The organism is Sphaerothrix gracilis Ecp01, assembly GCF_030405905.1.
Lineage (GTDB): Bacteria > Cyanobacteriota > Cyanobacteriia > Phormidesmidales > Phormidesmidaceae > Sphaerothrix > Sphaerothrix gracilis.
Genome location: NZ_JASATW010000006.1, coordinates 158,526 through 178,531 on the forward strand (window position 1 = coordinate 158,526; position 20,006 = coordinate 178,531).

A 20,006-nucleotide genomic window follows, 5' to 3' on the forward strand; every position below is an offset into this window, starting at 1 on the left:
CCGAGAAACGACGTATCTTTTGCAACCTAGATGGCGTAAAAACACGGTCTTTTGCCTAGCAAGATGGGCAATCTGAGAAAGGTGCCAGCAGGTTACTTGCGGCCATTCTCAGGGATAGACAGGCAAATACCATGATGAAGCAGCAGTATCTCAGCCTCCTTAAACAAGGAGTCGCTGAGTGGAACGATTGGCGATCGCAGGCGCAAGATGTCTCCCCCAAGATCACGGTTCAGAGGCCGCTTGATCTGAGAGAAGTCGTTCTGGCTCAGGCGGATTTGAGACAGATCAATCTGAGTCAGGCAGACTGCTGCATGGTGAATCTACGGAACACAGATTTGCGCTGGGCTAACTTCAAAGAAGCCCTGCTCTACACCGCAGATTTGACTCAGGCAGACTTAACTGCCGCAAATCTAATTGGGGCAGACCTGCGAGAAGCCTGTTTGGAGCGAGCCAATTTACAGTGGGCGCGGCTGGATGTTGCCGTACTGTCAATGACCGATTTAACGGCTGTTAACCTGAGAGAGGCTAGCCTGCGAGGCACCGATCTTCACCAAAGTCGATTACGAGGTGCGGATGGCTGTATGGCGAACTTCAGCGAGAGCAATCTGCAACAGGCTGATCTGACAGACGGCATATTTTATACTGCCGACTTTCAGGGAGCGAATCTAAAGCAGGCTAACTTAAACCGAGCTGATTTTCGGGAGGCTCACTGCATTCAGGCCAACTTTCAGGATGCGATCGCCCATCAGGCCAACTTTAGCTTGGGCAGCTTTGCCCTAGCCAATTTAGTAGGCGCGACGCTGTGCGATGCTGATCTGCACTGGGCTAACCTCAGTATCGCCAATCTCTGCATGGCGAACCTTCGCAATGCCAATTTAGCCGGGGCTGTTCTGTTTGGCGGCAACTTAATCAGCGCTAATTTGCATCAGGCCAACTTAACCCAGGCCAACTTAGCTGAAACCGATTTGCGTGAGGCCATGCTGAGCGGGGCTGACCTGAGTGATGCCAGCCTCAAACGGGCCAATCTCAGTATGGCTAATCTCAGAGGTGCTAATCTAACCGACGCTGACCTGCGCTATGCCAATCTCAGCGACACCAACCTATCAGAAGCGAATCTGATAGGGGCACGCCTGAAAGGGGCAACGATGCCAGATGGGAGCCGACATGATTAGGTCAGCGGCTCTGTCCGTTCAGCAATCACTGCATAGAAGGGATCGCCGCCGCCAACTCCCAGCATTTGCAAAAAACTGGGCAGGGTAGAGGCTCGCTCAACGACCTCAGGGGTACTGAATCCCGACACTGACCGGAAATAGCGCTTGACTAGCTCAACTCGTCCCGTTTCGCTGTTGTCGCGCCAAGCCGCGATCGCCTTCTGGTAAAACATGCGGTTAGAAAAGCTGACAATGGCAATTCCACCGGGCTTGAGAATGCGGTAGATCTCAGCGAAGACTTTTTCGGGGTATTGCAGGTACTGTACCGAAACCGTATTGAGCACTGCGTCAAACGACTGGTCTGCAAACGGTAGATGCTGGTTCTCGTTGAGGTTTTGGACGAAGTAGTGATCTAGCCGGGGATTTTTAGCCAGTTCCTCAGCATTGAGGCCGTGACCGTCTACCCGCTCGAAAGTGAGGTCGTCTGGCAGGTGCGAGACCCAGCTACTCATTAAGTCGAGAATGCGGGTCTGAGGCTGCAGGCGATCGCGGTAGAGATCGGTAAGCTGCTGGATAAAGCTGTCATCAACGTGGGTAACAAAGCGAGGTATTTCGTAAAAGCTGGTATCGCTGGAGGGGTCAAGCTTATAGCGCTGTTCTGGGGTGAGCAGCATAGGTGATTAGGGGAGTAAACAACTACTCTCTAGTGTAGAAAATTTAGAAATGTTAAGCAGACTGTAGCCTCTGGTTTGCAGCCGTTAGGTCAAAAGCATTGGGATCGAAATCACCACCGACCCAGTCCCAGAGATCCATATAGTCAGGATCTTCGGGGTCACTAAGCCGCTCTAGCAGTTCCTCATAGCCCCAGATGCCGCCGCTATTTTCCGGCGGACAGGCCTGCTCGCCCGCCAAGCAAACAGGATAGGTCTGCTGCTGCTCAGGGGATAAAACTGCTTCAACTAAAACCTGATGCAGCCAGCCGTCGCCAAAGTCATAGAAATAGGTGAACTGGCCCTTTGCTGGCAGGCTAAGCTGATTTAGGCCAATAGCCTGCTCGTCCTGAATGGCCTCGTCGTTGGTCAGACTCGGCGGGCCGTAGCGATCGCCGTCAATTCTAAACTCGTGCAGGTGCGCATTTTGCCAACCCATCACCGCCTGCAAAATCAGGTGGAGCTGCGCTAGGGAACAGCTAGCCTCGACCTGACAGCGCCGCCAAATGGCCGGGTCGCTATCGGTTAGGGTGATTAGGAGCTGATAGATCTGAGTTGACTGCACGTGTCTTTGAGTAAAAAGCGAGTTCTAAATCACTGCATGGTAAGCTGCCATCGTCTTTTCCGCTAGCTGCGACCAGCTATAGCAGGCTTTGACTTTTTGCTGTCCCGCTTTGCCCAAAGCCTCAGCTTGAGCAGGGTATCGCAATAGATAGCAGATGCGCTCAGCGATCGCCCCCGGTTCCTGCTGCACTAAAAAGCCGTTTTGCCCTTCGTCGATCACGTCTGCGATCGCCGCAATCTTGCCGCCAATCACGGGCTTAGCAAAATGCCAAGCTTCGGTGTAAATGCCGCCAAAGCTTTCCTGAGTCGAGGGCACACAGAGTAGATTACAGGCCGCTAGAGCATCTGTCTTCTGCTGCAGCGAGACTGTGCCTAGACGGTGGATTCGCGGGTCTGAAAACGGCTCAAACACCTGCTCCGACTGACGGATGGCTGGGCCAATGAAGACAAAATGGGTCTCTGGAAACTGTTGCCATACCTGACTAGTGGCTGCCAGAAGCTGCTGGTAGCCTTTGTACTCATAATGCTGCCCCAAGAACAGCACCATTGGGCCGCTGATATGGCGCTGCTTGCGAAAGCGATCGCCCTCAGCCTGCGGTGCTAAGACTGGACCAATCCCGGTGATGTGAACCTTCTCAGCCGCTACACCTAGCTCAATCAGGGTTCTTTTCTCCGTCGGCGTCAGCGCAATGACCGCGTCGGCTTGGCGGTAGAGATTGATATAAGCCTGGTAGCGCCAGCCGACCCAGCGGGGATGGTGAACGGGAGTAAAGACGAAGGGAATATTGTGCTGCCGGGCCGCCCGCAGGCTGGCGTAGCTAATGCCCTCACGCCCCATACGGACATTGTGAATCAGGTCGGCTGACCGAGCATAGGGGTCTAAATGATTAGCAATGCGGTTGGCGATCGGCGGCAGCGCCAGGAACATCAGGGGATAGTAAAGCGGCAGCCAGGGAGCCAAACGCAGCTTTTCTCTCCAAGAAAACCCCAGACGATGGACTGGAATGCCGTCAATTGTGTAGTGATGGGGCTGAGTAGGTGCTCTCAGCGTTGTTCCCAACAGCCAGTCGGTGCGATTCGTATCCCAGTGGCAGACAGCCTGTGAACTATATCCCCGCTGCTGCATCTGCTGGGCCAGCAGATGATGGTGAATCTGAGCGCCGCCGAGGGCAGGCGGATAGGCCGTGAGGGTGTAGAGCAGGTGCATGAGTTGGGTAAGCTGGAAGATAACTTGATCGCGTCGCGCATTTCTGACATTAGTGCGAGCGGGCAATTACTTACACTTGCTTCAGCCCTAAGATTTCAGGCTTTAGTCTCATGAACCGACTATTGTGGATTCGTCCTTTGCTGAAAAATTACACTTACACCATTCAGCGAGGGCTGGCAAAAGGTCTGAAACGCAAGGGGGGACTAGGTTTTATTCCGGGTCGCCAAGCCGTTTCTGCTGAAGATGCTTTTCTGCAGCAGCTCGACCTGACCGACAAAATCGTATACGACATTGGGGCATTTGAGGGGGTTTTCACCCTATTTTTTGCCCGCTCTGTCGGCAAAAGCGGCAAAGTCTATACTTTTGAAGCAAATCCTGTTAACTACGAACGAGTTCTAGAGAACGTTGCTCTCAATCAGTTTGCCAACGTTCAGGTGATTCACATTGCTTTAGGAGACGCACCAGGTCAGCTAAAGCTGATGTTTAGCAGTGTAGAAGCAGGTTCTGGCAGTTTACATACCGAAGTTCAGCAGACACAGCATCAAGACAATCAGGCACAGCAGGTTGAAGTGCCTGTTGACACGCTTGATCACCAGCGAGAAGTTCACAAGCTACCGCTGCCGGACTTTGTCAAACTCGATGTAGAAGGGTTTGAACCGAATATTCTCAAAGGCATGGAACAGCTTCTTAGCCAAACTCGGCCGGAGCTATTCATTGAGCTACACGGCTTTTTGATGACAGCGGAGCGGACTCAATACTGGCAAAACCTGATCTATCCCTTGATCCAGAAAGGCTATTCTATTCACCACATTGAATCTGATCGAAAGGTGACAGCAGATATGCCTGATCCACCGCTAACAGGACATCTATACTGTCAGATTAATCAAGATTAAAATGGTCGCACTCAGTGCAGAGCTAGAATCCTAAACAAAAGACCTAGCTATCAGCTTACTCAAAAAGACTGAAGCTGTCCCTGAGTTGCCCAAAAAATAGCAGTTAATATTTTTTTAAGGTACTGCGGAGAGTAAGAGGGCAGCGATCGCAGACAGGTGATCAACGTATAGAAAGGATACAGATACTTGGCTTTACCAGAGTACATTGAGTCGGCATACTGCCGATAAATGTAAAACAGGTTTCTGAAATAGTGATAGTGCTTTATCTCCGTGAATTTGAACAAAGATTCTGGATGGTAGTAAAAAGCATCTGATTTGGTAGCGATTTTATAGTTTGTCTGTTTGATACGAATAAAGTATTCGTATTCGTCACCCCAAATAAATAGCTCTTTTTGGACGTAGCCAATTTGCTCAACAATCTCTTTATTAATCAGAACGCCGTTGAAAAAGTTAGCAAATCCAGAATAAATACCTCCTGGGGCGGCAGCTAGGAGCTGCTCATAAGTTTGAATATACTGACGAATAGCAAAGTTTCCGTGAGCGTCAAGAATACGTAACTTCAACGCCAGCTTACTAGCATCCTCAGTCGAAAGCACGGTGGAGCCGATGACCTCAAAGCGATCGCTAACTGTCAGCAGCTTCTCTAAACAGTTCGGTGCAGGATAGCCATCGTCATCCATCAGCCAGAGCCAGTCATAACCTGCTGTGTGAGCCCGCTTCATGCCTTCATGGAATCCGCCTGCTCCACCTGTATTTGCGGGCAGTCGGACATAGTCAATTTGCGAATTATCAAGATAGCCTTTGTCTTGCAATAAGTCAGGCGTGCCGTCGCTAGAAGCGTTGTCAATAACTATAATTTTATCGACAGTTCTCGTCTGCTGTTGCAGGAGTTCTAAGCAGCGAATTAGCAGTGCTTTGCGATTAAAAGTAACAACAACGGCAGCAACTTTAGACATACCTGAAATTTATGACTTAAACACAAATTTTATCCACGCCTCAAGATACCCTAAAGATTCAGGTAAATTCAGCAAAAACCAAGAATAGAAACGAATTTTGATTCGTTGAGTCAGACTTAGCTGAACTGAATCAAAAGGAAGGCTGTGCCAATCAAACCCTCGCGGCGATAAAAAGTTTCTGATAATTCTTAGCGGATGCTTCCAGCCCCATCTGCCTGCCCAGGCCGCATTTTTCTGACATAGCCAAAAACCGCCATGACCGCTGCGCTTAGACTTGTGCCAGACTTGCTGGGCGGTTGTGCGAGGCGGATGGCTAACGATGCAGTCAGGAGCATAGGCGATCGCAAAGCCTGCGGCGCTGAGACGCATTCCCAGGTCAATGTCTTCAAGCTCATTGAGAGTTTCATCAAACCAGCCGATTTTGGTGATGGCGCTTTTTTTAATCATCAAATTGCCTGTCATAGCCGCTCTGTAGTTTTTAATCAGGTTCTTCTGACTGAAGCTGTAGAGGGTATCTAGCATCTCTGCGGTAGAACTTTGAGGCGTTAGGGGTTCTACCACAACTCGCCCCCCTATAAAGTCGGCTTGAGATGTTTGCAGCGCTTTGATGCCTTGTGTTAGCCAGTTTTGTCTGGGTACGCAGTCGGCGTCAGTGAAGGCAATAATTTCACCTGCTGCCTGAGCAATTCCCTGATTGCGAGTGGCGGCGGCGTTTTGAATTTCGTCTTCTATGACTGAGCGAACTTGCTCAAAGGTAGCAACAACCTCGCGGGAATTATCCGTAGAGTTGTTGTCTACGACGATAATTTCAAAGTTGCCTGCAAGGTCCTGTGAAATCAGGCTAGAAATAGTATTGGCAACAGTCTCTGCACAGTTAAAACAGGGGATAATGATACTGACTTTAATAGAAATGTTACCGTTGATCGTTTCTAATTCTTCCACTTCTTACTTGTCGATCTATATTTTAGTTATCTTATGACTTTAAAGCTGTTACATAGCTCTTTAACGAATTTAATACAAGACCGAGAGAACATTAAGCGCAGTATAGTAATAATCGTCAATCTCAAATAAGGTTTCATAAATGGAATGATTCCTCTAATGCCCCAATATCGAAAACAAAATTGAAAATAACCTCGAATATAAAAAGGCGATTTAGGTGAAAGCATAATTTTCCAATAGCTCCAAACAGATTTACTGTCTAAAGACCAGCTTTCCTGCACATGGTCGCGTGGACAGGTTGCAGTGGCGTAGCCTAGTAGGCAAAGCTGATAACCTGATTTTTTGGCAGTCCAAGTATAGAGATTATCGCCTCCGTAATGAGGAACTGCTCTGCCAAGAGGATAACCAATTTGATCAATAACTGAACGAGGTAGACAAACCAAGTTACCATCTAAAGCATCACAGTTAACAACTTCCTCAAACGCTGCATAAACAAACTCTTGATGTAGTTTTTTACGTAGCTGTCCTCCATAAGTAAATGAGCCATTAAAGTAACATTGACTAGCTGCAATAGACTTAGGATTTCGGTAACAGAAATCAAGCAACTTTTTAATAGTCTTAGACGCAGGAATAGTGTCGTCATTAAGCCAGAGGATATATTCAGTGCCTTTTGAATAGGCATAGCGCATACCCAGTTCTATTGCTCCAGTCCACCAGAGATTTTTGTGACCTTCAATAATATGTATTTGTGGATACTGAGCTTTTACAGCTTCGCTAGTACCATCCGTAGAACCATCATCAATAATAACAACTTGACAAGAGTCTATATCGCCTTGGTTCTTAAGCTGTTTCAAGCAAGTAAGAGTCACGCCCTTACGATTATGAATAGGAATAAGTATAATAGGTTTCAAAGTATCAAATTGCAATTCTTAAAATTATAATTTGCACTTCTCCAAGGCTGCTTCGTAAGAAATCTTCGGAAAAACTTTTAGTTTTCCATCAAGAGTGGCATCGTAAATAAGGCGATCGTCTCTTTCAAAATAGAATTTTGCAAGACGGTAGGATAGCTCAGATGCTTCCAAATCAGGTAAATTCCATTGACTTCCTTTAAAGTAATCAGGAGAAAAATGGTTGGGATCATCTTGCTTCAAAAACTGTTGTTCATTTGGTTTTCCTTTAACAGCAAAGTTATGGTCAACTCCTATCAAAAAAATATTTCTGAATCCCATGTAAAAAGCTATTTGCATAGCTACATAAGTTACTGTATATCCTTCGCAAACAGTCTTTGAAATATCCTCTTGAAAAGACATAGGTACTCCAGTCATAATTTTATAAATATTTTGTTTTGAGCAAACTATGTTATGAGAAGCTCTTACTGATAAAAAAGACGGACAAGTTAGGGATTCGAATTCTTTAGTGCTTTGCTGAATAACTAACGAATTGACTGATACATGGTAGTTAATATCAAGGTCTACCTTATCAAACATTAAGTAAATTTTATTGAGTCCAAATGTGTGATGGTTTTTGAGAAGAGAAAGATCCATACGGTTAAGCGAAGGCCCATTGCCAATAATAAAACAGCTTTCTCCTTTGTGTTTATCTTTAAATTTCTGAAGTCGTGGAACTTCTTTAAAGTACCAGTGGCGGTGCACTGGATCTGAAAAATGATTGAGATATTCTACGAGCGCATCACGCACAGGCTTAAGAGCTGCTTTAACTGAAAATGGCATGAATTTCTACTCCATAAATACTTACGCTGGATCGTATAGTCTATTACCAATACCACCGTGAAGATCAAGCATAGTTCCTGTTATAAAGTTAGCTTGATCAGAGGCCAAAAATAGTGCGGCTTGAGCAACTTCTTGCGGGGTAGCTATATGCCCTATAGGATGCATTTTAGATAGCTGTTCAAGTGCTTCAGCTCTGTCGTGAAAACCTGCTAATAACATAGGAGTTGCCACAGCAGCAGGTGCAATAGCATTAATGCGAACTCTATCACTAATTTCTACGGACAGGCTGCGTGTCAGACCAGCTAAAGCAGCTTTACTAGTCGCATAGCAAGCAAATTCAGGCTTAGTCAATCTGGTATGTACACTCGCAATATTGACAATAGAACCTTTGTTGTTAGTAAGGCTGGAGAGAAAAGCTTGAATTAGCAAAAAGGGAGCAAGCAAATTCACATTCAGCGTCGCATTCCAGTCATCTAATGTAAGAGCTGTAGCAGGTTTAAGTATTTGAATAGCTGCATTATTGATAAGTACTTTAATTGGATTAGCTACAAGATGCGATCGCACTTGAGCAAAAATTTTCTTGCGATATTCGCTGTTGGAGCATATAGCTTCCAAGTCAGCATCGATTTTTACGGCACAGCTATCAGGCATGGTTGTGCTAAGCAAATCTAAACCGATAACGTGATAACCAGCTTGTTGAAACTCTCGGCACAAAGCTTGCCCAATCCCTCCAGCGGCTCCAGTGATTAGTGCCGAATATACCGTCATATCAGGCAACTCCAAGAAAATTGAATAACAGAGCGATTGCCCGATGACTTGCACGACGCACCGCATCTACTGTGTTGGAAGCGTTGTGGGAGCCGAAGATACATTGATCAAATTTTCGCAAGGGCGAATTCAATGGTAAAGGTTCGCTCTCAAAAACATCTAAAGCTGCAGAATGAACCTGACCTGATTCTAGGGCAGCAGTTAACGCAGCTTCGTCAATCAATGGGCCGCGAGCTACATTGACAATGCGTATCCCTGGTTTAACTGAAGCCAGAATCTTATTGTTCAGCATGTGCCAGTTTTTGGCGGTTAGGGCGCAAGTTATAACAACAAAGTCTGCCTCTTCTAATCGTTGAGGCCAAGCGACTGCCTTCACTGCCGCTAAATCTTCAACTGTTTTGAACTGTGGATCGTAGACAATGACCTTCATGTCAGCAGCAAGTAACCGCTTTGCTGTTTGACGACCAATATTACCGAAACCTATTAAAGCGACAGTTTTTTCAGCAAGAGAGATACCAGCAGGTTTAATCCATTGATGATTACGTACCGCTCTATCAATAGAGAATGTTTGTCGAGCAAGACCGATTACGTAGCCCATCGCAACATCAGCAACCTCTTTGCCAAACATGTGTGGGGTGTTTGTAATGGCAATACCCAGAGACTCGGCTGCAGAAAAATCAACATTATCAACTCCAACGCCCCATTTAACAGCCGCTTTTAATTTTCCTGCTCGTCCGGCTTGAAAGACTTCTGCATTAGCTGGATCATCTCCAATAATCCAGCCGTCATACTGAGGTAGTAAATCTTTGAGTGTTTCTACAGACAAAGTCTGTACTACGTCAGGACAGCTTAGTTCAATTCCTTTATCGATGAACAGAGGCTCAAACTCAGCTATACGTCCTATCATTGGTGGACAGGTAACTAAGATTTTCATAGCTTACTGAATTGATTGAGGATACAAGTATTGTGCTACTGCTTCAGCTAGCTGCCAATCTTCTACATTATCTATGTCGATCGACTCTAATCGAGGTGTCTCAAATAAGAGCGGACGCTGACCAATCCGAGCTTGAGTCGCGGAAAAACTCTCTGCCGTAAAAAGATAGAGATTAGAATTTTCCTCGTACCAAGGTTCTAAATCCTGAGTAGGAACTAAACTTTGAGGATCGTGATTGATCGGCGACCCATCTTGGCGATAAAAACGGGTCTGAAAGCGATTGACCGCAAAGAGCGAATCAGCCTGCCTTACGCCTTGAGATTGAGAAAAAGCCTGCAATGCCCCTCTGATAGTTTTACTGCTTAACAAAGGATTAGTTGTATGAGTCATCAAATATAAATCAGCAGGAACGTGCTCTATATCATCTGCCAAAATACGATTCATACTAACGGTATCGCCACAAAGCTCAGGTTTGCGATCGCGAATCTGCACTCTCTCTGACTTGATAGACCCACTAGATTCTAACTTTTTTCTAGCATCGGTATTGATAACAATTTTATCTATTTCTGATATTGAAAGCAGCGTATCCAAAATCCATTGAAATAAAGGTTTTCCATGTAGCACCTTAAAATTTTTAGCCTTTACACGCTCACTATGAGCTTTCATTGGCAGTAAAACAACTATGCCTAACTTTTCCATACATAAAAAATATAATATTAATCACTATGTTTACTAAAGCCATTTTCGATAATTCGCAGTAATTTCTTCCTCAGAATAAAAATGTTTTGTATATTTAGAATTATACATTTCATCAATATAATATTTTGGCAAGTAAACCGAACTAATAAATCTTTTTTGTAAGTTTCCGTATTCTTTGTGAATACTTACATTACATCTCTGGATCTTAAAGTTTTCTAACTTTAAAAAGTCAGAGATAGTTTTTTCTTTCCTTATGTCAGGTATTTCCGATTTTAGAATAAGAAAATCATAATTTTCTGTCTGAATTTGAACCCAACCTTCAGCTTTGTCAAATTCAAAGTCATAGATATTTAATCCAAGAGTTGTAAAAACTTCTATGTCAAACCAATCTAAAATAGTTCTATGAGGATATTCTTTTAAAAAAATAGAATTTATTTCTGGTAAATTAACTTCATACATATCAGAATTTGTAAAAGTTTTAAAGTTTTGGAAAAAAGCTGATATATTTCTAGATATTGGTTCTCTAACCATAGAAATCGCTTTAAAGTACCGCTTTGGAAGAATTACCTGATCATATACAAGTCTTCCAATTTTTTCATGATGTACCAACGCTCTATTCTCAGCAGATTTAATTCGTTCAATATGATTTGGGTTTATTCTATGAACATGTAACAAACCATGAACTCCATGAGCTTGAAGAGATTTTAATATTGAACTAGAGCCTACCTTTCCAGGCTGATATATAAGGATTGGAGCGATCTTTCCTGTAGATAGCTCTGCTTGTAGACTTCTCAGGTAAAAAGACTCTTTTAACTTACCTTGTAACTTGCCTAAAAAACTTTTATTAATCATAAATGTAAGCACACTGCCTGAAAGTTTTTGGAAAGATCAAATAAAAATTAACCTGATTTTTCAATTTTTAACTTTAGAAGAATAGTCAATGACTTTACCTGAATATTTTTTTGAGCTAGCTGAAAACTTGGAAAGATTTCGAGGGTAATAAAATGTTTGTCGGAGCTGCTTAGAAACAGGGACATGATGAGAATAACCACGGTATGTACCCCAGAATTGCATGAGACGAAAGATTAAAATGCTCTTTATCGCTCCAGCAAAAGCTTTATCATGTAAAGCATGACAACAGTCACTTAAAATATTGGTTATAAGTAAATACAAGAAACTTAGAAAACTAAATTTCTCTTGAGGGTAAATCTGCTTGAGAGCAATCGCTTCACGACGATAGCGGTTGTAAATCCTCAAAGGAGTTTCGTTATGAACGTGGATAACTTCAGCTTCAGGAACATAGACAATACGATAGCCAAGATCCATAATCTGCTTTGCCCAATCCAGATCTTCTAATCCTGTGAGCGTTTCATCATACGGAACTTGTTGCCAAAGGCTGCGGCGAATAGCAGCATTAGCATTATTACAAAATGGATAATCTTGATGGGTAACACCTGTTGAAATATCAGGAAACCAAGTGGCAAAAACCTGTTTTTCAGAATATTTTGTAGTTTCGTTGCCCCTCTGTTTACCATAAGTGAGCGCAACATTAGAACGTTCAAAAGGTGTTAATAAGGTTTCTAACCAATCTTGATAAACTGGATAAACGTGAGCGCTTGCAATTGTAATAAATTCTCCGGTAGCAGCTTGACATCCTAAATTTAGAGCACGCCCAAAAGAAAAATCTTCAGGTTGAATAGTAACTAGCTTGACAGGATATTGAGAAGCGATCGCTACAGTTTCATCCGTAGAACCAGAATCTACTACAATAATTTCTATACCTTGAACATTTTGCTGCAGAATTCCTTGCAGCAATTTACCTACATGCTGAGCTTCGTTATAACAGCGGATAATAACCGAAACTTTAGGCATTACTTAATAGAGAAAATGTTTTAAAACAAATTAGGGTAGATATAAAGGCTTTATTATTCAAACTTTGACTATCTTATGATAGATGGATATAGTTCCAGGTATTTTTTTGACAACTTGGCGTAGCCAATCTATTTTCTTCAAAAACCTTAAAGACTTTAGATAGTTATTCAAGACGTTAGAAAACTTTTCTTGATTTTCTCTAGGAATAAAAATTAGATTGCCCCATGCAGGTTCATGATCTAAGGGATAAAGAACACACTGTAGCCATACATGTGGATGATTAGATACACCTTCTCGACCATATTCCTTAATAGATTCCCATTCTGAAACAAAAGTGGTATATCCTTTAGACTCCATAAACTGAACCATATCATGATGGGTATAACCAAAATTCAATTTTGATCTTTCGTCCATAAATTCAACCATTATTAGTTCTGGACGATAAATATCAAAACTAAAACTTTTTAAGGCTAGAAAATCTGCTCCTTCTATATCGATCTTCAATAGAGAAACCTGAGATATTTTAAGCTCAGTTAGTACTTGATCTAACCGAACAGTTTCAACGTTGTAGGCAAACCGATGTGTTTTGTGAAACGGCTTAAGTGAATGAATGCCGTAATGTTCTTCACTTACGTAAAAAGCCTGAGAAGAATCTGATATATCTGAGACTGCTTTAGATATAAGTACAATATTATCCAGTTGAGAAATCTTTTCTTGAAGTACTGCAAAGTTGTGTTGCTCTGGTTCAAAAGCTACTACATACCAACCACATTGAGCAAAAGCTTTAGAAAAGGAGCCTTGATGCGCACCAACGTCGACAAGAACAGGAGATTTAGTCTCAAAAGGAAATGCTTTAATTAAGTTAAGTTCGTTGAAGCTCATTGCGACTCTATTCATCATTGAATATAGCTATTGATTTAGAGTTGAGAAATCACCATGTTTAAATCTGATTCTTCGAGAGGCTCTTTAGATAGAAGTAAATCGGCTCCAGCAAATACGCTATTGATTAGATATCCATACTTGAAGCCTAATTGCTCACGAAGTTTCAATGCTAACAGTATAGTATCTATTTCTAACCAAGAAGATTCAAGAAAAATTTTTTCAGTAAATTCAAGCATTTTTGATGCGCCGTCAACAACATGCTTTTCAAAGCCTTGAACATCCAACTTAAGAACATCGATATAAGATATTGAGTTTTCCATACAGTATTGATCCAAAGTTTTACAGAGCGTTTTTTGCTCTATAATTTGATTTAATTCTGCAATAATTTCTACAGATTTGCGATTCAAACTGTTAGTCTGTTGCGAATTTTTGTTAATATATAAAACTGCTTCGCCTTCTTGATCAGATAAAGCTAAATTATTTAGGTATAATCTTTTAGAAAAATTCTTACAATTTAATTCAATGATTTTAATTAGTGATTTAGAAGGTTCAAAAGCATGAATTTCCAAATTTGCATTTTTTTTAAAGCACATTGCAGAAAATAATCCACAGTTAGCTCCAACATCAAACACTATATTTGACTTAGCAGGAACCAGGCTAGCCATATTATGTACTTTCTCTACACTATGAGTAATATGATACTTAGCTGAGCTCTCATTATTAAGATGATAAAAGTCGCCTCTAAATTCGAACTTCACTGTTTTTCTTTTTAAAAATCTTAGATTTTCAAAAAAATGTTTAATTTTGTGATTTATTTCCATTGGGTAAGCCTAAAAATTTATAATTTGCCACTATTCCATTTTAATGGAATAGCGATTAAGCCAGGTCTTTTATCAGCATAACTAAGAAACGATGACGGTTTAGACGTAAGCTCTACGTCAAACTGAAGGATATCATTAAGTCTCTGAAACGTTTTTAGGTTAGCTATTCCAGTTGCCAAATCAATTGAATAGAAACCCGACTTCAATAAAGGATTTGGTAGTTTTATTTCTGAGAAATATTTTCCTGTCTCTCGAGACTCAAGTTTATGAGTATCTTGATCAGTGTCAAATGATAAAAATAGCGCTGTTCCATTTCTCTTGATCTCTAAATTAATAATCATTCCAGATTTACTCATGTTAACTTTATACTCAATGTAAACAATAATGTCTTCAAAAAGATCAAATTTCGATTCAGGACTACCTTCAGAATTCAACAGCTTTCCATGAGTAATCTGAAGAGGTAAATTATTGTCTTCTTGAAGACTGAAGGATAACTTCTGCTGTGAGTCAGAATGCTGCAAATACTTTTCTACCATCAATGGAGGTAAACCACTATTAGCTATACTTCCATCTTCAATGAGAAAACAATAACTGCACAGATTTTGAATCATATCCATTTGGTGACTAACGAAAATGACCGTTCGCCCATCTTTGCCTACTTGTTCCATCTTGCCTAGACACTTTTTCTGGAAAGACGCATCACCAACTGCTAATACCTCATCAATGATTAAAATCTCTGGTTCTAAGTGCGCAGCTACCGCAAATGCCAAACGCACATACATGCCTGATGAATAGCGCTTGACCGGCGTATCTAAAAACTTCTCCACCTCCGCAAACGCTACGATCTCATCAAACTTGCGGTTAATCTCAGCCCGGCTCATGCCTAGAACAGCACCGTTGAGAAAGATATTTTCCCGGCCCGTCAGCTCCGGGTGAAAGCCTGTACCGACTTCTAAAAGGCTGGCAACCCGCCCCCTAATCGCGATTCGTCCCGTCGTCGGTTCCGTGATGCGGCTGAGAATCTTCAGCAGCGTTGATTTACCCGCCCCATTGCGGCCAATAATGCCAACCACCTCACCCCGCTTCACCTCAAATGACACATCCTTCAGCGCCCAAAACTCCTCGCGCTGAGCATTTGTCTGTTTTCCAGCAAAGTGATGCTTCAGTCCGTGAACGCTACCCGCAATCGCATCTCGCAGCGTCTTATACTGCCCCGCCTGCTCGTGCCGCAGCAGATACTTCTTACCTAAATTCTCAACTCGAATAACCGTCTCGCCCATCAGAACTTACGCCTTCAACCCCATACCTGCATAAAACCCATCTCGAATCGAATCCGCAATGCCCTGAAAATGCCAGCGGGCATAGCGGCCAATTGGATAAATGTGATGGGCTTCGAGCGATCGCATCGCCTGCTGCTTCCACTGCGAACCTGGTAACGCCCAAGTATAAGCCACATCAATCCAGGTCGGATCAACCACTTCTGCGGCAGCAATAAACTGCCAGTCCTGTAGCTCTTGAATGACTGCTTTTGTATAGGCCGCTATTTCTGCCGCAGTCGGCCGCAGCCCACCCAGGTAAGCCCGCTCTACATAAATGCTGACGCGATCGCCCGTCTCTCTAGCACTCTGGGGTAAAAATGAGCGATCCACGTTGCTGTAAAAGCCTACCCGGTGAAAGCCAGAGCGAGCATCCGGATTATAGAGCCAGTGATCAGACGGACAGCGATCGCCTCGCACCGCGCCAATATTGAGCACTAAAACTGACGTATAGGGATCAGCGGGGGCCTCTACGGTTAGCCCCGTTAGCGTCATCATCTGGTTGAGCGGCAGCGTCGTCAGCAGCTTGTCGTAACCTTGCTCCGCCCCGCTAGCAAACTGAATTCGCTGGCGATCGACATCAATATTCACCACCCGGCAGCCATAGCGAATATCACAGCGCTCAGCCATTCGCTGTGCCAGCGTGTTTAGTCCCTCGGCAGGATACACAAACGTTGTGTTATAGCCCACAGGCGGCGTCTCCTGCAGCGCCCCTCGAATCGCCAAAGACAGATTGACCGGAGATTTGTAAGCATCTTGCGGCGCAATTTTGGTGTATAACCCCGCCGTGTAGAGCTGATTAAACGGATAAAAAAATAGTTCGCAGAGCTTGGGGCCAAAGTTAGCTGCCAGCCAGTCTTCCAGGGTTACAATAGCGGGCTGCGGCTGACTCATTTCGGCTAAAATTTGAGCCGCCGTTTCGGTGTCTAAAAACCGCAGGAAGTTTTGAATGGGATAAGGCACATAGCGATCGAGCTGGCGAAAATAAACCGAAGATTGCCGCGTATAGCGCTTCACCGGCGTGAGCTGTTCTATAAAGTGCAGCACAGTCGGATCGCCGCCAAAAATCCAATGTCCGCCGCCAATTTCAAACCGATAAGCCTGCTGATCCGCCGGAGCCTGCTTCAGGCGCTCTTGACTGCCAGGCCGCACATAATAGGACGAGCAGATTCCTCCCGGCGCTGCCGCCGCTTCTAAGACAGGCCACCCCGAAGCCAAGCCCGCTGCCAGCCCGGTCACGCCGCCCCCCAAAACGAACGTCTGTGCCATAGAAGCCCCTAGATCACATCTGCAAAGCTTTTTTCCATGCGGCGAAAATACCAAATGCCGCTGCTGAAGAGAAAAATCACCAGCAGCAGCGATAGCGAAAAGCCCGGTAGGTAAATAGCCGAGTTGTTTCCCAAAATCGCCCAGCGAAAACCGTCAATCACCCCCACCATTGGATTCAGCAAGTACAAAAGACGCCACTGCTGCGGCACAATGCTGCTGCTAAAGCCGACTGGCGAAATATAGAGGCCGAACTGGACCAGAAAAGGCACCACATAGCGAAAATCGCGGTACTGCACATTAAGGGCGGCTAGCCACAGCCCCGCTCCCATTGCAGCGGCAAAAGCGATCGCGATAAACACAGGCAGCGTCAGGATCCGCCAGTCGGGAACAAAGTTGTACCAGGCCATCAGCGCTAGCAAAATCATGCCTGATATCAGGAAGTCTACAAAACTAACGATGACAGCGCTAGTGGGCACTACCAGTCGGGGAAAATAGACCTTAGAAATTAAATTGGAGTTATCAATCAGGCTATTGCTGCACTCAGCTAGGGCATTGGCAAAGAACTGCCAGGGCAGTAGGGCCGCGAATACCAAGATGGGATAAGGTGCATCCCCCTCAGAAGGCAGATTGGCCAAACGGCCAAATACCACGGAAAACACAATCATGGTTAGAAACGGACGAATCAAGGCCCAGGCAACGCCAATCGCTGTTTGCTTATAGCGCACCAAAATATCACGCCACGCTAGAAAGTAAAACAGCTCCCGATAGCGCCACAGATCTCGCCAGTACTGAGCTTCAGTGCGGCCTGCTTCAATGATGATTTCGGGCGGAGACACATTCTCCATAGGGTGAGGGCCATGAAACAGTCGTTCATTACTTTATAGACTGCCCATGAAGATTTGAACAACGATCAGTAATTACCGACGCGATCGCCGCTGTTCACCATAAGCCAACAAACGCTCGATCGCGGTTAGCCGATGGGACCAGGTTTGCAGGCGATAGCGATTGCTGGCCGTATTGAGTGAAATATCGTTGCTGTAAAGACTTGCCTGGAGCTGACTGAGGCGCGATCGCGCCTGTATAAGTTTGCGGGGTGACGGATCATCCGCTAGCTCTGATAGAGCGCGGCCCAGTAGGTTAACGTCTGTGATCCACTGGGTTCGGCGTCCGCCATCAATCCAGAGCTGCTGGTGGGTTAGGAGCAAATTCCATTCCTGCTGCAGCGCCTGGTAGCGAACGGACGCAGCCGCAAAAGGAGCCTGCTGGGGCAGCGGTTCTGGTGTATCAGCTGCTGGCCCTTGAATACGATTGAGGGTTTCCTCAAAGTTGCCGTCCAGATTGGCAGTAGCAAAGAGGGCATAGCCACCAGCCGGCAGATCTCGCAGAGCCTGAATTTGGTCTAGCGCTGCCGCTTCCGGCAGGTTAAGCAGGCGAATGCCGGGGATGATTAGGGTAGAACCAAAAGTATTTTCGACCAGCCAGGGCTGCGTCAGCTTTTCCAGGCGATTGGTATCAAGGGCATAGCTCATCAGCACTACCCAGTCTACGGTACCCTGCTCGGCCCAGTTGCCCCAATCCTGCTGAATTTTCTGCAGCCGCTCATGCTCTGGCTTAGCAAACACTGCCGTTGATAGAATGATGTCAGGGCGACGACGGCGTATCAGTTGAGAAACTTCCTCGACAAACGAGCTAACCTGCTCAACTCGGAACTCTGTCCAGCGATTCCACAGACGCCGCTGCCGCTGCTGTTCGGCAGCCGTAGCGCTAGCATCGTCCCGAGGAGAAAGCGTGCGCGGATCAACGCCAGTGAGCTGCAAGAACTTATGCCGGGCAGCAACGCCATAGCCATAGGTGCGATCGGCGCTGGGATCCTGAAACGGATAGCGGATATAGTCAAGCTGAAAACCATCGACATCGTAGCGGGTAATAATTTCTTCGGTGAGCCGCAGCAGGTAGCGGCGCACTTCGGGGTTGGCCGGGTCTAGGAAGGGTTTGGTTTGGCCCCGTGGAATCAGATTGCCGCCATTATCATAGGCAGCCCAGTCGGGGTGGCGGCTGAGCAGAGGGCCGGGATAGTCGGCGGGCTGGTTGAGTAACTGATTGTGGAGCTGATTACCAGCGGCAAACGTCCAGATCCAGGCGTGCAGCTCGATATCGCGCTCATGGGCCAGCTCTACAGCCGCCTCTAGCGGATCCCAGTGGCGGGTAAGCGGGTTTTGCTCTGGCGCAATGCGGCTGGGGTAAATGGTATAGCCGGCATTGACGGTTTCAAAAAAGACGGTGTTGATGCCAGCGGCGGCCATGCGATCAAAAATTTCGGCCAGTCTTTGCCGCGAGCCAGCACGCACGATGGTACCCCGATCGAGCCACATAGCCCGAATTTCTGGCTGGGCAAAGCGATTTTCCGTTGGGAAGCTTGACCACAGAGCGCGGCGCACAGCGAGCCAGCGATCGCGGGCAGCGGCATAGTCTTTTTGCTCTATTAGCTGGGGCCAGTCCTGAATCAACTGCCTGGCCTCAATCAAAGCCGGATGAGAAGTGGCAGCAGGTAGGGTAGCGAGATCAATATCGGTGGTGCCAGCCGTTATCAGAGGTACCGGAGCTTCTGGATCTAAGCTGACGGGCTGTTCCGTAGCAGCAGCGGCGAATAGAGCGCTCTCAAAGCGCCCCACTAAGCTATTTAGCTCCTGCAGCATGGCCAACGACAAAAAGCCATTGATCGGCTGATTGCCTGGCTGAATCAGCAGTCCCGGCGGCTCAGCCTGATCGGCGGGATCCTCCGTCTGCGCTTGCCGCTGCAGCAACCGGGCATTCTGGGCCAGTAAGCTAGTTGTGGGCGAGGTCGCCGCCGGGAAAGGTTCAGGAGCGATCGCGGTTGGGGCCGCCGGATAAGCCCTATCCTCCAAAGTCTGAGCAGCCTGAGCTGAGGAGCTAAGAAGGCCACCTAAACCACAAAGGGTGCCTAAAAAAGCTGAGGCCAGTCGGGAAGTTGAAGGAACGCTAGACATACGCAACAGTTTAAAGATGAACAGTCAACAAAAAACAGATAGCCGATTACAGTAGTTCATTCCGTTAATAACGCCGCAGCCAGTTTGACCTATGCGCTATCTACCGAACTTGCTCAACCATCTGTTTAGGAACTTTCAGCGGGGTAACCCAGGCAAAGAGAATGCTTTTGTTAGATATACAGCAACTCTTCTGCTTTTCCCTACGGAAATCGCGCAGGTTAACAACAGCTTATTATCCGCTCTTTTGACCGAAATTTATGAAAACTGCTTTAGACCCAAGCTTGACC

20 protein-coding genes are annotated in these 20,006 nt (G+C 45.4%); 2 read left to right on the forward strand and 18 right to left on the reverse strand.

Annotated features, from left to right (window positions below; translation table 11 throughout):
• Positions 1-131: 131 nt before the first annotated feature.
• The gene (locus QJQ48_RS08550) at positions 132-1,172 is read left to right on the forward strand and encodes a pentapeptide repeat-containing protein (RefSeq protein ID WP_346290797.1); all 1,041 of its coding nucleotides are present in this window, start codon (positions 132-134) and stop codon (positions 1,170-1,172) included.
• Here the strand turns inward: QJQ48_RS08550 and QJQ48_RS08555 are convergent.
• The 3 genes from QJQ48_RS08555 to QJQ48_RS08565 are packed head-to-tail and all read right to left on the reverse strand — an operon-like array spanning position 1,169 to position 3,698.
• Positions 1,169-1,825, reverse strand: a complete 657-nt coding sequence (locus tag QJQ48_RS08555) for a class I SAM-dependent methyltransferase (RefSeq protein ID WP_346290798.1) — start codon at positions 1,823-1,825, stop codon at positions 1,169-1,171. The genes QJQ48_RS08550 and QJQ48_RS08555 overlap by 4 nt on opposite strands.
• Positions 1,826-1,877: 52 nt before the next feature.
• Positions 1,878-2,426 carry a plasmid pRiA4b ORF-3 family protein gene (locus QJQ48_RS08560; protein ID WP_346290799.1) on the reverse strand — a complete coding sequence of 183 codons (549 nt, stop codon included), beginning with the start codon at positions 2,424-2,426 and terminating at the stop codon, positions 1,878-1,880.
• 24 nt (positions 2,427-2,450) lie between these two features.
• A complete protein-coding gene (locus QJQ48_RS08565) occupies positions 2,451-3,698 on the reverse strand; it encodes a glycosyltransferase family 4 protein (RefSeq protein WP_346290800.1) in 1,248 nt (415 codons plus the stop codon).
• A gap of 44 nt (positions 3,699-3,742) precedes the next feature.
• On the opposite strand from QJQ48_RS08565, the gene QJQ48_RS08570 reads away from it, so the two are divergent.
• The gene (locus QJQ48_RS08570; protein ID WP_346290801.1) at positions 3,743-4,525 is read left to right on the forward strand and encodes an FkbM family methyltransferase; all 783 of its coding nucleotides are present in this window, start codon (positions 3,743-3,745) and stop codon (positions 4,523-4,525) included.
• A gap of 59 nt (positions 4,526-4,584) precedes the next feature.
• Here the strand turns inward: QJQ48_RS08570 and QJQ48_RS08575 are convergent, their stop codons facing one another.
• The 15 genes from QJQ48_RS08575 to QJQ48_RS08645 all read right to left on the reverse strand — a co-directional run bounded on the left by QJQ48_RS08575 (position 4,585) and on the right by QJQ48_RS08645 (position 19,719).
• Complete coding sequence (locus QJQ48_RS08575) at positions 4,585-5,481, reverse strand: glycosyltransferase family 2 protein (protein WP_346290802.1); 897 nt, start codon at positions 5,479-5,481, stop codon at positions 4,585-4,587.
• Between the two features lie 9 nt (positions 5,482-5,490).
• Positions 5,491-6,423: a glycosyltransferase family 2 protein gene (locus QJQ48_RS08580; protein ID WP_346290803.1), complete on the reverse strand. Its 933-nt coding sequence runs from the start codon at positions 6,421-6,423 to the stop codon at positions 5,491-5,493.
• A gap of 26 nt (positions 6,424-6,449) precedes the next feature.
• Positions 6,450-7,346, reverse strand: a complete 897-nt coding sequence (locus QJQ48_RS08585; RefSeq protein WP_346290804.1) for a glycosyltransferase family 2 protein — start codon at positions 7,344-7,346, stop codon at positions 6,450-6,452.
• Positions 7,347-7,355: 9 nt separating this feature from the next.
• Positions 7,356-8,150, reverse strand: a complete 795-nt coding sequence (locus QJQ48_RS08590; RefSeq protein WP_346290805.1) for a 6-hydroxymethylpterin diphosphokinase MptE-like protein — start codon at positions 8,148-8,150, stop codon at positions 7,356-7,358.
• 21 nt (positions 8,151-8,171) lie between these two features.
• On the reverse strand, positions 8,172-8,918 hold the full coding sequence (locus QJQ48_RS08595) for an SDR family NAD(P)-dependent oxidoreductase (RefSeq protein WP_346290806.1): 747 nt from the start codon (positions 8,916-8,918) through the stop codon (positions 8,172-8,174).
• A gap of 1 nt (position 8,919) precedes the next feature.
• Positions 8,920-9,852 (reverse strand): phosphoglycerate dehydrogenase, encoded by a 933-nt coding sequence (locus QJQ48_RS08600; RefSeq protein ID WP_346290807.1) that lies wholly within the window; start codon positions 9,850-9,852, stop codon positions 8,920-8,922.
• A 3-nt stretch (positions 9,853-9,855) separates the two neighbouring features.
• Positions 9,856-10,551, reverse strand: coding sequence for an acylneuraminate cytidylyltransferase family protein (locus tag QJQ48_RS08605; RefSeq protein WP_346290808.1), 696 nt, complete (start codon positions 10,549-10,551; stop codon positions 9,856-9,858).
• 33 nt (positions 10,552-10,584) lie between these two features.
• A complete protein-coding gene (locus tag QJQ48_RS08610) occupies positions 10,585-11,403 on the reverse strand; it encodes a putative capsular polysaccharide synthesis family protein (protein WP_346290809.1) in 819 nt (272 codons plus the stop codon).
• A gap of 60 nt (positions 11,404-11,463) precedes the next feature.
• Positions 11,464-12,423, reverse strand: a complete 960-nt coding sequence (locus tag QJQ48_RS08615) for a glycosyltransferase family 2 protein (protein WP_346290810.1) — start codon at positions 12,421-12,423, stop codon at positions 11,464-11,466.
• A gap of 57 nt (positions 12,424-12,480) precedes the next feature.
• Complete coding sequence (locus tag QJQ48_RS08620; protein WP_346290811.1) at positions 12,481-13,305, reverse strand: FkbM family methyltransferase; 825 nt, start codon at positions 13,303-13,305, stop codon at positions 12,481-12,483.
• Between the two features lie 35 nt (positions 13,306-13,340).
• Positions 13,341-14,126, reverse strand: coding sequence for an FkbM family methyltransferase (locus QJQ48_RS08625; protein WP_346290812.1), 786 nt, complete (start codon positions 14,124-14,126; stop codon positions 13,341-13,343).
• A 17-nt stretch (positions 14,127-14,143) separates the two neighbouring features.
• Positions 14,144-15,406: an ABC transporter ATP-binding protein gene (locus tag QJQ48_RS08630; protein ID WP_346290813.1), complete on the reverse strand. Its 1,263-nt coding sequence runs from the start codon at positions 15,404-15,406 to the stop codon at positions 14,144-14,146.
• A gap of 6 nt (positions 15,407-15,412) precedes the next feature.
• A complete protein-coding gene (locus QJQ48_RS08635; protein WP_346290814.1) occupies positions 15,413-16,711 on the reverse strand; it encodes a protoporphyrinogen/coproporphyrinogen oxidase in 1,299 nt (432 codons plus the stop codon).
• Positions 16,712-16,719: 8 nt separating this feature from the next.
• Entirely contained in the window at positions 16,720-17,556 is an 837-nt protein-coding gene (locus tag QJQ48_RS08640) for an ABC transporter permease (RefSeq protein WP_346290815.1), read from the reverse strand.
• A gap of 72 nt (positions 17,557-17,628) precedes the next feature.
• Complete coding sequence (locus QJQ48_RS08645) at positions 17,629-19,719, reverse strand: glycoside hydrolase family 10-like protein (RefSeq protein WP_346290816.1); 2,091 nt, start codon at positions 19,717-19,719, stop codon at positions 17,629-17,631.
• Positions 19,720-20,006 lie beyond the last annotated feature (287 nt).

Coding starts and splice junctions, on each gene's coding strand:
- QJQ48_RS08555 (WP_346290798.1), bottom strand. CDS start 1,825: ATGCTGCTCACCCCAGAACAGCGCTATAAGCTTGACCCCTCCAGCGAT.
- QJQ48_RS08605 (WP_346290808.1), bottom strand. CDS start 10,551: ATGGAAAAGTTAGGCATAGTTGTTTTACTGCCAATGAAAGCTCATAGT.
- QJQ48_RS08570 (WP_346290801.1), top strand. CDS start 3,743: ATGAACCGACTATTGTGGATTCGTCCTTTGCTGAAAAATTACACTTAC.
- QJQ48_RS08575 (WP_346290802.1), bottom strand. CDS start 5,481: ATGTCTAAAGTTGCTGCCGTTGTTGTTACTTTTAATCGCAAAGCACTG.
- QJQ48_RS08640 (WP_346290815.1), bottom strand. CDS start 17,556: ATGGAGAATGTGTCTCCGCCCGAAATCATCATTGAAGCAGGCCGCACT.
- QJQ48_RS08590 (WP_346290805.1), bottom strand. CDS start 8,150: ATGCCATTTTCAGTTAAAGCAGCTCTTAAGCCTGTGCGTGATGCGCTC.
- QJQ48_RS08550 (WP_346290797.1), top strand. CDS start 132: ATGATGAAGCAGCAGTATCTCAGCCTCCTTAAACAAGGAGTCGCTGAG.
- QJQ48_RS08600 (WP_346290807.1), bottom strand. CDS start 9,852: ATGAAAATCTTAGTTACCTGTCCACCAATGATAGGACGTATAGCTGAG.
- QJQ48_RS08610 (WP_346290809.1), bottom strand. CDS start 11,403: ATGATTAATAAAAGTTTTTTAGGCAAGTTACAAGGTAAGTTAAAAGAG.
- QJQ48_RS08630 (WP_346290813.1), bottom strand. CDS start 15,406: ATGGGCGAGACGGTTATTCGAGTTGAGAATTTAGGTAAGAAGTATCTG.
- QJQ48_RS08620 (WP_346290811.1), bottom strand. CDS start 13,305: ATGAGCTTCAACGAACTTAACTTAATTAAAGCATTTCCTTTTGAGACT.
- QJQ48_RS08645 (WP_346290816.1), bottom strand. CDS start 19,719: ATGTCTAGCGTTCCTTCAACTTCCCGACTGGCCTCAGCTTTTTTAGGC.
- QJQ48_RS08625 (WP_346290812.1), bottom strand. CDS start 14,126: ATGGAAATAAATCACAAAATTAAACATTTTTTTGAAAATCTAAGATTT.
- QJQ48_RS08615 (WP_346290810.1), bottom strand. CDS start 12,423: ATGCCTAAAGTTTCGGTTATTATCCGCTGTTATAACGAAGCTCAGCAT.
- QJQ48_RS08635 (WP_346290814.1), bottom strand. CDS start 16,711: ATGGCACAGACGTTCGTTTTGGGGGGCGGCGTGACCGGGCTGGCAGCG.
- QJQ48_RS08595 (WP_346290806.1), bottom strand. CDS start 8,918: ATGACGGTATATTCGGCACTAATCACTGGAGCCGCTGGAGGGATTGGG.